General features: G+C 54.7%; 9 protein-coding genes and 1 tRNA gene. 2 read left to right on the top strand and 8 right to left on the bottom strand.

Annotated elements, in window-relative coordinates:
• Nucleotides 1-84 precede the first annotated feature (84 nt).
• From OCV64_RS13730 to OCV64_RS13700, 7 genes are all read right to left on the bottom strand, one after another.
• Nucleotides 85-804, bottom strand: a complete 720-nt coding sequence (locus OCV64_RS13730) for a hypothetical protein (protein ID WP_262670345.1) — start codon at nucleotides 802-804, stop codon at nucleotides 85-87.
• 79 nt (nucleotides 805-883) lie between these two features.
• On the bottom strand, nucleotides 884-2227 hold the full coding sequence (locus OCV64_RS13725; RefSeq protein ID WP_262670344.1) for a relaxase/mobilization nuclease domain-containing protein: 1344 nt from the start codon (nucleotides 2225-2227) through the stop codon (nucleotides 884-886).
• A complete protein-coding gene (locus OCV64_RS13720) occupies nucleotides 2188-2517 on the bottom strand; it encodes a plasmid mobilization protein (RefSeq protein WP_186853425.1) in 330 nt (109 codons plus the stop codon). The genes OCV64_RS13725 and OCV64_RS13720 overlap by 40 nt, the downstream gene beginning before the upstream one ends.
• Before the next feature lie 167 nt (nucleotides 2518-2684).
• A complete protein-coding gene (locus OCV64_RS13715) occupies nucleotides 2685-3992 on the bottom strand; it encodes a HAMP domain-containing sensor histidine kinase (RefSeq protein WP_262670343.1) in 1308 nt (435 codons plus the stop codon).
• The gene (locus OCV64_RS13710) at nucleotides 3989-4693 is read right to left on the bottom strand and encodes a response regulator transcription factor (RefSeq protein ID WP_262670342.1); all 705 of its coding nucleotides are present in this window, start codon (nucleotides 4691-4693) and stop codon (nucleotides 3989-3991) included. The genes OCV64_RS13715 and OCV64_RS13710 overlap by 4 nt, the downstream gene beginning before the upstream one ends.
• A 141-nt stretch (nucleotides 4694-4834) precedes the next feature.
• Complete coding sequence (locus tag OCV64_RS13705; protein WP_394803846.1) at nucleotides 4835-5131, bottom strand: S-layer homology domain-containing protein; 297 nt, start codon at nucleotides 5129-5131, stop codon at nucleotides 4835-4837.
• Nucleotides 5062-6600, bottom strand: a complete 1539-nt coding sequence (locus OCV64_RS13700; protein WP_262670340.1) for an SUMF1/EgtB/PvdO family nonheme iron enzyme — start codon at nucleotides 6598-6600, stop codon at nucleotides 5062-5064. The genes OCV64_RS13705 and OCV64_RS13700 overlap by 70 nt, the downstream gene beginning before the upstream one ends.
• 379 nt (nucleotides 6601-6979) lie before the next feature.
• Here OCV64_RS13700 and OCV64_RS13695 point away from each other — a divergent pair, with 379 nt between their 5' ends.
• A complete protein-coding gene (locus OCV64_RS13695) occupies nucleotides 6980-8185 on the top strand; it encodes an S-layer homology domain-containing protein (RefSeq protein ID WP_262670339.1) in 1206 nt (401 codons plus the stop codon).
• A 224-nt stretch (nucleotides 8186-8409) separates the two neighbouring features.
• The gene (locus tag OCV64_RS13690) at nucleotides 8410-10119 is read left to right on the top strand and encodes a recombinase family protein (protein ID WP_262670338.1); all 1710 of its coding nucleotides are present in this window, start codon (nucleotides 8410-8412) and stop codon (nucleotides 10117-10119) included.
• 59 nt (nucleotides 10120-10178) lie between these two features.
• Here the strand turns inward: OCV64_RS13690 and OCV64_RS13685 are convergent.
• Nucleotides 10179-10255: transfer RNA gene (locus tag OCV64_RS13685), tRNA-Pro, on the bottom strand.
• Nucleotides 10256-10259: the final 4 nt, after the last annotated feature.

Raw genomic sequence — 10259 nt, 5'->3', positions numbered from 1 at the left:
GAAGAAGTTGTGTGCAAACTTCATTCTACCATGTGGGGAAAATCACTATGGATTTTTTCTTAGGTGTCCAACTTCATTTTACAATCAACCAACAGAAATTTCTTCTAACTGCCGCTTTTGAGGATCACCCCATGCTTGTTTAAGAAGATCGACTGCACTTCTATCGCTGGATGGAGCACTGTATCCGAATATAGTAATCATAAAAGATTCATCAATTGCCTGTTGAACAGCCTCCCAGCAGTTATGTATATAAGCATCACTCTCGTAGTCTTTTTGAGCAACAGGATAGAGCAGTTTTGTCGGGGAAAACTTTCTCTTGCAGATAGGACAATTTGCGGTTTTTATCCCAAATTCTCCATGTTCCTCACAATATCCCATTGCAACATTTCCGTGTAAGCAAAGAATATGAGGAAGATTATCAGTTATGCTGTAGCAACGGATATAGGCCTGCAATAATAAAGGGTCCCAATTAAAAGTTGCAATAACATCTTTCTTGGTCAAGCTGAGAATAAGAAAATCATAAACTGTTGGCTCGTCAGGGAGTTCAAGAGACTCGAAGTATTGATATAAGCGTCTTTCCAATTCCTCTGTAACGTATTTACATTCTGGTCTTGAATGAAGTTCTGAATAAATATCTTCAAGGTTGTCGCTTTGGGTCTTTAGTTCTATCCCTTTCAGAACTTCATGTAAGTTCAGCTTTTCAATTAAACCGTTCATAACAGAGGATTTTCTACCGTTTTTATCTCCATTAGGAATTGCCGCTATTGTTGCACCGGCACCTAAAATTACTGTGTGTCGCTTCATATCACACCTCCAAACGTCGGTATCAAATATATTATACTTGAAATTCATGAATTTTTCCACGCTGCTCCAGCAGTGCTTTTCAATCCAATTCGTGTTGCTTCGTTTGAATCTGTTCCCTCGGCTTTTCCAGCAGGGCCTCCACATTCTGGCGGAGGGTATCGTACTCCCGCTCCTCTCGCTGGGCTTTCTTATACTCCGATTGCAGGGCGGTCCGCCTGGCGGTGAGCTCGTCCATCTCGGCTCGGAGCCGTTTGGTGGCGGGCAGAGGTATGGCGTCCAGGCATTTCAGTTCCCTTGCCGCCGCCTCAAACAGGATGATCTCGCCCTCATGTCCCCGGAGGAATTTTTCCTTGTCTCTGGACTGGCGGTATTCCTCATACAGGGGACGGAGCTGACGGTAGGTGCCGGCGTGCTTCATGGTGAGGGTCAGCCGCTCTATTTCCTTTTCGGTTGCCCGGAGATCCGCCTTTACCCTGGCGGTGGCGGCTGCCGCTCCATCACACCGCTCGGACAATTCCTCTAAACTTCCAATGCCGTGCTCCGTCAGGAAGTTCAGCGTTTCCGCTGCCCGCTTCAGGTTCTCGATGGTTGCCCAATGTTTGTAGCCGGCACTCTGCTGGGCTTTGATGTTGTTCTGGATGTCGATGAGTAAACTGGGTCTCCCGGTGAGCTGTTTCGGCTGGCGGGAAGGACCTGGCCTGCCGGCGATCCGGGCGGTCAGAGCTTCCTCCGCATAGTCCGCACCCAGGGTTTTCAACCGGGTAAACCGCTCCTGACCTGGAGCCCTGGCAGATATGTACTTCCCCCGTTTCAGCTCGTACCCTTCCCGCTGGAGGCGGCGGAGCAGGTCCTCCAGGTCGGTGCAGCCGGGCAGGAGCCGGTCGATGGCGGAGCGCAGTTTCGCCTTATAGCTGGTGCCGTTCTGTTCCGCCTGATGCTCGATGTAGCTCTTGCCCTTATCCCGGCCGGGGACGATGACGGACAGGCCATGCTCTTTGCAGATCCGGTCACTGGTGCGGCGGATTTCATGGTAGCTTCTCTTGTTGGAATGGTAGTGCCGGTGGTCCTGGAAACTGACCGCATTGAAGATCAGGTGATTATGGACGTGATCCCTGTCAATGTGAGTGGTGAGGACAAATTCATATTTGCCGCCCAGGACCTCCCGCGCCAGTTCCATGCCGATCCGGTGGGCTTCCTCCGGTGTGACCTCCCCAGGCTCAAACGCCTGGATGAGGTGCCGGCCCAGGTTCGTTCCCTTGTCGATGGCGTGGCGGCGGGTCCATTCAAATTCAATGTCGGCGGTCTCCGCTGTGCAGCCGAAGGAGGACACCAGCAACTTTCCATCCGTCTTGTCGGGATTGCAGATATAGTCAATCGCCGCTTTCAGCGTTGACTTAATAGGATGTGTCTTTGTAACTGCCATATCTGCTCCAATCTCTCCCGGATCTCCTCCATGTCGGCCTGATAAGTAGGGCCTCCGGCGTTGACCCGCTTGGCGATCTGATTTATGTTCCGGCCAATGGCGGACAGGAGCTTGTTCATCTCCTTGATGTCCCTGGTGTCCACATAGATGATATATCCGTCAATCGCCATCTTCCGAAGGTAGGCGCCAATCCGCTTTGTCTGGAGCTGGGCCATCTTCTGCTCCATCAGTTCCTTTTCCTCGGCGGTGACATAGAACTTTACCTGAATATTCCGTTTCCTGTTTGCCATCGTGGTATCTCGCCTCTTTTCGTATCAGGGTTTGGGATGTTCCCAACAAGCATTTTTCGGGTTTAGGGGGAGGGTTCCCTAAAGCCAAAAATCGCAAGCGGGTACTCGCTTGCTGTGCTTGCTACCGTAACCCTACCCTCACATTCTCCCTCTACTAATACTACAATTTAGAGACGTTTTTTTGGCTGAAATCCAGAGAAAATGGAAATGAAAATAGTAGAAGTAATACTCAAATCAACTGTTTTCTTGAGACTTCTGACAATTTGAATATGACGATTCTCCTCTGTCACAACTACTGCGACAGAGGTTTTTGCATAGCGGACGGCGTTGCTTACCAGGTTGTCCAGCACCTTCCCCAGCAGTTCCTCATCCCCCAGGACAGCCAGGGTTTCGTCTACGACCGGAGCAGCGAGAACAACGCCCTTTTGCAGAGCCAGCCCATGAAAGCGGTCCAGACAGTCCCCGATGGCTTCCCTAAGCAAAATCGGGACAAGCGCTGGCATATTCTGGCCGCTCTCCATCCGGGAGAGGGTGAGCAGGCTGTTCACCAGCTCGGTCAGCCGGACGCTCTCCTCCAGGATGGTATGAGCGGCCTCTTTTGGCGCGGGGAACACCCCCTGCTCAATGCCCTGAGCGTAGCCGCTGATGGACATGAGGGGGTTACGCAGCTCATGGGAGACATTCTGAAAGAAGTCCTTCTGTACCTGGTCGCTGCGTTGGAGCTGGCGGGACATTCCGTTCATGGATACCCGCAGTTGTTCCAATTCCCTGAGAGAAAAGGTGGGCGAGATCTCAGAAAAATCCCCCGTGCCAATCCTATCCGCCTCCCAGCACAGCCGGTTTAGGGGGCGGCTGACGCTCCGGGCCGTCACCCACAGGACGCTGATGGCCACCAGGACGAACAGGCCGGAGATCACCAACACAAGCAGGCTGGTCCGGTCCACCCAGGCGCTGATGGTGGAGACAGAGCAGTAGGTAACCAAATACCGCAGGCGCACGGACTGGGTGGGGATCTCATAGAGCCGCACCAACCAGGTCTCTCCGGAGGTATCTGCCCACTCCACCGCCTCCGTGCCTGGGGACAGTTCTCCGGCCTTGATAGCCTGGGCCCATGCTTCTGCCAGGGGAGCGGCGTCCTCACGTTCCCCCTCGTCACGGGGATAGACCATCCGAAAGTCAGGCCCCAATATCATCAGACTGGCCCGCCCGCCCATGCGGTGGACCAGAGGGCCTGCCTGACGGAGAAAGTCCCCCACCTGTTCTGAGGCCGCCTCCGGCGTGTCTGCCTGCCCCGCAAAGCTGTTCTCCATCAGGGGCAGAATATTCTGCTGCAAGTCCTTCAAATCACCCGCCGCCTCGCCATAGGCATACCGCGCCGCCGCTCGCTGAAAAATAAGACAACTCAAAGGCGGCAGCAAAAGCAATACTACCAGTACCGGCAGAAGCAGACGGGAGAGAAGCGTTTGTCGTTTCATGTCTCTGCGTCCTCCAATTCCAACCGAAAACCATAGCCCCAAACCGTCTCGATCCGCACTTGACTGCCTCGCTCCCGCAGTTTGCGCCGCAGCCGCTTCACCAAGTCGTCCGCCGCCCGGGTGTCCGCCTGCCAATCCACCTGCCACAGGGCCTGGAGCAGTTCCTCACGGCTCACCGCCCGGTCACGGTTTTGGAGCAGATAAGCGAGAAAATCAAACTCTGTGGGGGTCAGGGTAAGGGGTTCTCCACACAGGGCGGCAGTACGCAGCCCCGGAGATAATACCAGAGGACCATACTCCAGCGGTTGGCTCGGCTCGGGAAGGTGCTGCTCGATCCCGGTTCGACGCAGCAATGCTTTCACCCGGGCTACCAACTCTAAAGGGAGGAAGGGTTTGATGAGGTAGTCGTCGCTGCCCAGGGTGAGGCCGGTGACACGGTCATAGGGACTGTCCTTGGCGGAGACGATGATGATGGGCAGCCGGGGGCTGCCTTTTCTTAGCATGGAGCAAACGCTCAATCCATCGGTTCCAGGTATCATAATGTCCAGCACCACCAAGTCGGGCAGGGCATCCTCACAGGCGGCGAGCAGAGCGTCCCCACGGGAGAAGGTCCGCACCTGAAAGCCCTCCTGGGTGAGAAAGGCGGCAATCAGCTCCCGAATATTCTTTTCATCATCGGCCACATAGATGACCTGCGGCATAGGACCACCTCCAGCATCATTTATTTGTATCATACCATCTGACTGTGCTTTGGTAAAGGGCTGCCGCAGTTTTGCCGCAGTTCGTCCTCATCTCCTCAGACATAAAAAGCGGGACCAGAGGTTTCTCCGGTCCCGTAAATATTACACGGAAAAGATTTCGCAAAAGCGTGTGAGGATCGCTGCGGCTTGTGCCCGGGTGGCAGGGGCGTCTGGAGATAAGAGGGTTCCGTTCCCGGAGATGATCCCCTCCGCATTTGCCCATTGGAGGGCGGGGAGCGCATAGGTACTGATCTGCGGGGCATCGGTGTAACCGGAGAGATCGGCGCTTGCCGTGGTATCCCAGCCCTTGGCCTGGACAAAACGGTACATCATGGCGGCCATCTGTTCCCGGGTGATAGGGTCATTGGGGGCAAACCGGCCGTCCTCATAGCCGCCCACATTGCCGCATCGGAGTAGTATTGCCCATCCGCCACATCGCTGAAGCTGGATGCGCCGGTTTGGGCGGGAGAGCCGTCCATCCGCCAGAGAATGGTCACGATCATCCCCCGGCTGGTAACGGCATCGGGACTAAAGGAAGTTTCACTTGTTCCGCTCATGAGTCCCTTTTCCTTCACATACCGCACCGCGTCGGCGTACCAGGCGTCCTGAGCCACATCGGTAAACTGCATGGGATATTCAGCGCCGTCAGTCAGGGTAACGGCGGTAACGGAGTATTCAGCGGATACATTGTCCCCAATGGAAGTATAGGAGAGAGGCTGGACGATATAGCTGTATGCGGTGCCCGCTGCCAAGCCCGTCACGGTATAGGAGGTGTTGCTGGCGCGGTCCAACCTACGGACCAGACCGGTCTCCTGGTCGTATTCAAAGATCTGATACTCCACGGCACCCTCCACGCTCTGCCAGGAGAGCCGGATGGAATTGGAGGACAAGGCGGACGCCGTCACGATGGGGGCAGTCAATGTGGTCATATCCACTTCTTGCTCCGGCTCTCTGCCGTCCAGCACCTGGATCACACGGAACCCCACATCTTCATATCCTCGAGAAGCATCCCGTCCCTCGTCCCGGTATTCGGTACGGCAGTCCGTCCGAACAGAGGCCCAAGAGCCGCCCTTGACGCCCAGCGTGGTAACTCCGCTCTCCTCAGAACGGACAGTGGAAGTCCATTCCCATACATTGCCCCAAAAATCCACAGCTCCGTGGGCACCCCGGGTCACATCGGAATATTCATCCACCGGCGTTCTGCCGTCGTTGACGCCGCAGTTGAAGTCGGCGTCCTTGGGCATATGCCCCGCTGCCAACTCCCACTCGCTCTCGCTGGGCAGGCGGTAGGTATTGGTCCCGTCCCGCTCAGTGAGCCACGCGCAATAGCCCAGGGCATCCTCGTAGGAGACAAAGTTCACTGGGAAGTCCCGCTCCCCCGCAGGATAGGTCCCATTTTTCCAGTTGGAGGGGGCCGCCGCGCCGGTGGCCTCTATATACTGAGCATATTCCCCGTTGGTGACCGGGGTGCGTTTGACATAGATGGTCTCTCCCGCACCCATGACAGGGATATATTCATATCTGGCTGCGCTGGCGACCCGCCACTTTAAGAGCCGGGGATTGCTGAACCGAAGCATACTGCTGTTGATACGGTCCCAGTAGGTGATATAAATATCCTGCACCAGATCCTGCATTTCTGCAACGATCTCATCGCCGCCCGGTTTTCCCGCAGTTTCTGCTTTCAGTTCGTTGAGTTTTTCTTCTTTTCGTTCAACAACCGCGTTGTAGTCCTCAATCACCTTCTCCCGGAGATTGAAATAATTTTCCTCCGAAGGGTCCTGCTGGTAGCGGGAGATCAGCTCCTTGGTTTCCTCACTCAGCTCCGGCTGCTCCTTTTCGATGAAGTCGCTGTTCTCATACATATTCATTCCATCGCTGGCATCCTTCACAAGTGCCAATGACATTGTGCGGACAGGTATGCCCGATTTCTCTGCGCTCAATTCATCGCGGCTGACTGCGGCTCCCAATGCGCATGTTGAGACCATACACAACGACATACACGCCGCCGTGATCAGCATTATTCTTTTTTTCATCGTCGGCTTCCTCCTGCTATGATGTGGATTTACTTCTGGCCCCGGGGTTACGTCGATCCGTTTTTCCCCTGCCTGATCCGTGGTTCATCCGCATCATAGCATCAACCGATGGATGAGTAAAGGGCTGCCACAGGATTGCCGCAGTTTGACCCTCGAAGCGCCGCAGGGTGTCATGCTACAATGCAAATCATCCACAGAAAAGGAGGTCTTTGCTTTGACCAAACAGATTTTCAGCTTTATGACGGTGTTGGCGTTGGCGGCAGTCATGCTGCTGCCCTGTGCAGGCGCGGAGGATACAGGAACCACCTTTGACGACATCTCCGGCCTGCCCTGCGAGGCATCAGTGAATAAATTGTATGAGGCGGGTGTTGTAGCAGGGACTACCGCCCACACCTTCGACCCGGAGGCGGCGCTGACCCGGGCGCAGATGGCCACCATCCTGGTCCGGGCCTACGGTCAGGAGGAAACAGGTAAAGGAAAAAGCTTTGCAGATGTGCCGGAGAGCCATTGGGCCTACTCCTATATCTCCTCCGCTTCCGCCTTGGGCCTCATCTACGGCGTCAGCGATACCCTCTTTGAACCGGACATCCCCGTGACCTTGGAGCAATGTGTGACCATGCTGGTCCGTGCCCGGGGCTACGGCACAGAGGCCGAAAACCTGGGCGGTTTTCCCCAAGGCTATCTGGAGATTGGAACCGGTCTTGGCCTCTTGGAGCAGGTGTCGGAACAACAGGAAAATGTATCCCTCACCCGGGGCGACATGGCCATCATGGTCTGCAACAGCCTGGGCATTGAAGATACGGAACAGGCACGGCTTCTCTACCAGGGGCAGGGCAGCATCCGTATCGTCTCCCCCGAGGGCAAGGTGATCTACATCGACCCCTATGCCGGGACAGGGTATGACCTGCCCGCCAATCTGATCCTGGTGACCCACGACGACCCCGACCACAATAAGATTGCGAAAGTCGCCCTCCGCAACGAGGGCTGCCAGATCATTACCCAGGACGAGGCGCTGGCGGGCGGGGTACATCAGACCTTCGACTTGGGCTATGCCACCGTACAGGCGGTGGAGGCCGGCTACAACGACAACCATGATGTGACGGAGTGCGTGGGTTATGTCATTACCCTGAGTGACGGCGTCTCCGTCTATGTCAGCGGAGATACCTCCACCACAGAGCAGATGCCTGAGATGGCGTCATGGGGCATCGACTACGCTTTCTTCTGCTGTGATGGGGCCTTCAATATGGACACAGCAGAGGCTTCCCAGTGCGCGGCGCTGGTGGGGGCGGCGCACAGCATCCCGTACCACACAAAGGCATCCCCCGCAGACCCCGCTTTTGATTTGGAAAATGAAAGGGGATTATTATGCAAGATCGTAATTCTGTTTCAAGCGGTAAAAAGCCGCAGGAAAACCCTTTGAAAGAAAAAACGACCTATCGCTTTGGCAATAGGTCGTTTGTCGTAGAGTCTGTTTTCAAAGAGGAAAGCCCGGATACCTTGGGCAGTGTCCTCCTTCGGTTGATGAAGGCCGAAAATGAGAAAATGTAAACTTTCCACAATCGGCTGACACGGGCAGAGGACAGCGGTATAATTGTATTGGAAATACAAGATATGCGCTGTTCGGCTGTCCAGAAAGGAGGACTTATGAGACAGTCGAATAACAAAAAATCCCGTGATGTGACCGCTTTCCTCTACGAGCGGCTTTCCCGTGACGACAATCTGGAGGGTGAGAGTTACAGCATCGGCAATCAGAAAAAGCTGTTGACCAAAGTGGCAAAGGAAAAAGGCTACACCAACCTGGTTCATTTCCTGGACGATGGTATTTCCGGCGTCACGATGGACCGCCCTGGTTTTGTGGAGATGATCCAGCAACTTGAGCAGGGGCGGGCCGCCGCAGTATTTGTCAAAGACCTTTCCCGCCTGGGCCGTAACTACATCGAGGTCGGCAGGCTGACCGAGGAATTTTTCCCGGAGCATGACATTCGCCTGGTGGCGGTATCCGATAACATCGACACCGCCGAGGGCGAGAATGAGTTGGCGCCGATCCGCAACCTGTTCAATGAGTGGTACGCCCGCGACATTAGCAAGAAGCGGCGTATCAGCAACAAGATCAAGGGAAATGCAGGTGAGCCGATGGGCCAGCCTCCCTACGGGTACATCAAAGACCCCGACAATCCGAAACGATGGATCGTAGATGACGAAGCCGCCCAGGTGGTTCGGCGGATTTACAGCATGACCCTGGAGGGCTACGGGACGGAGCAGATTGCAGCCCAGCTTGAAAAGGACGCAACCCTTACCCCACGTGCCTATTGGCTAAAGAAAGGCATCAAACGTCCCGGAAAGGGCAAGCAGCAGCCCGCTACCAAGTGGAATAGTTCCACCGTGACCAAAATTCTGTCTTTGCAGGAGTATTGCGGCGACATTCCCAACTTCAAGACCTACTCCAAATCCTACAAGAACAAAAAGCGGTTGGAGAATGATCGTGAGAATTGGGTCATCTTCAAGGATGTCCACGAGCCAATCATCGAACGGTCCGTATTTGAGCAGGTGCAGCAGAAGCGGGGAAAAATCCGCAAGCGCCGCACCAACGAAGGCGAGCACAATATGTTCTCCGGTCTCTTGGTCTGCGCTGATTGCGGCTGCAATCTTCACTTCCATTTCAATCAGGGAAACCCGGAGATCAAGTATTTCAACTGCTCCAACTATAAGGGCAACCGTGGGAGCTGTACTTCCACCCATTATGTCCGAGTGGATTTTCTGGAACAGGTGGTGCTTGGTGAGATCCGGCGCTTGACGAAGTTCGCCAGCCTCTATGAGGACGAATTTCTGAAAGCGGTGATTGGTCACTCCCAGCAGGTGGCGGAGACCGACCGCAAGCTGAAGGAGAAGGAATTGAAAGCTCTGCTTGCCCGTGACGAGGAACTGGACGGGCTGTTTGAACGCATCTATGAGGACAATGTTTCCGGCAAACTCTCCGACGACCGTTTTGCGAAAATGTCCAGACGGTATGAGGACGAACAAAAGGAACTGGCGGAGAAAATCAAAAAGCTCCGCTCCGAAATCGAGAAGCAGAGCAGCCAGGCCATGACCACGGATATGTTCATCTCTTTGGTGCGAAAGTACACCCGCGCACGCAAGCTCACGCCCCGGATGCTCAACGAATTGGTTGAGAAGATCGAGGTTTACAATGCGGAGAAAAATGATGGTGTATGGGAGCAGCGGCTTCGCATCCATTATAACTGCGTGGGAGAAATCACAATCCCTAAAATGCTGCCCCTGCCCATCCCTGATGTGACCGTCAATACCCGAAAGGGTGTGTTCGTCAACTACATCCCAGCAGAAATCGCCGGATGAAAACAATAAAAAAGACGAGTGTTCTTACAGCTTTTCAAATGCTATAAGAACACTCGCCATGGTCCGAGTGGCGGGATTTGAACCCACGGTCTCTTGGACCCGAACCAAGCGCGATACCAAGCTTCGCCACACCCGGAGTT

Source organism: Muriventricola aceti (assembly GCF_025567565.1).
GTDB classification, from domain to species: Bacteria; Bacillota; Clostridia; order Oscillospirales; family Oscillospiraceae; genus Lawsonibacter; species Lawsonibacter aceti.
The sequence above is the reverse complement of the archived record's forward strand: the minus strand, read 5'-3'. Positions and strand labels throughout refer to the sequence as shown.

Excerpts from the sequence above, each read along its gene's own strand:
- OCV64_RS13700 (WP_262670340.1), bottom strand. The coding sequence starts at position 6,600 with ATGAATATGTATGAGAACAGCGACTTCATCGAAAAGGAGCAGCCGGAG.
- OCV64_RS13690 (WP_262670338.1), top strand. The coding sequence starts at position 8,410 with ATGAGACAGTCGAATAACAAAAAATCCCGTGATGTGACCGCTTTCCTC.
- OCV64_RS13730 (WP_262670345.1), bottom strand. The coding sequence starts at position 804 with ATGAAGCGACACACAGTAATTTTAGGTGCCGGTGCAACAATAGCGGCA.
- OCV64_RS13720 (WP_186853425.1), bottom strand. The coding sequence starts at position 2,517 with ATGGCAAACAGGAAACGGAATATTCAGGTAAAGTTCTATGTCACCGCC.
- OCV64_RS13710 (WP_262670342.1), bottom strand. The coding sequence starts at position 4,693 with ATGCCGCAGGTCATCTATGTGGCCGATGATGAAAAGAATATTCGGGAG.
- OCV64_RS13725 (WP_262670344.1), bottom strand. The coding sequence starts at position 2,227 with ATGGCAGTTACAAAGACACATCCTATTAAGTCAACGCTGAAAGCGGCG.
- OCV64_RS13715 (WP_262670343.1), bottom strand. The coding sequence starts at position 3,992 with ATGAAACGACAAACGCTTCTCTCCCGTCTGCTTCTGCCGGTACTGGTA.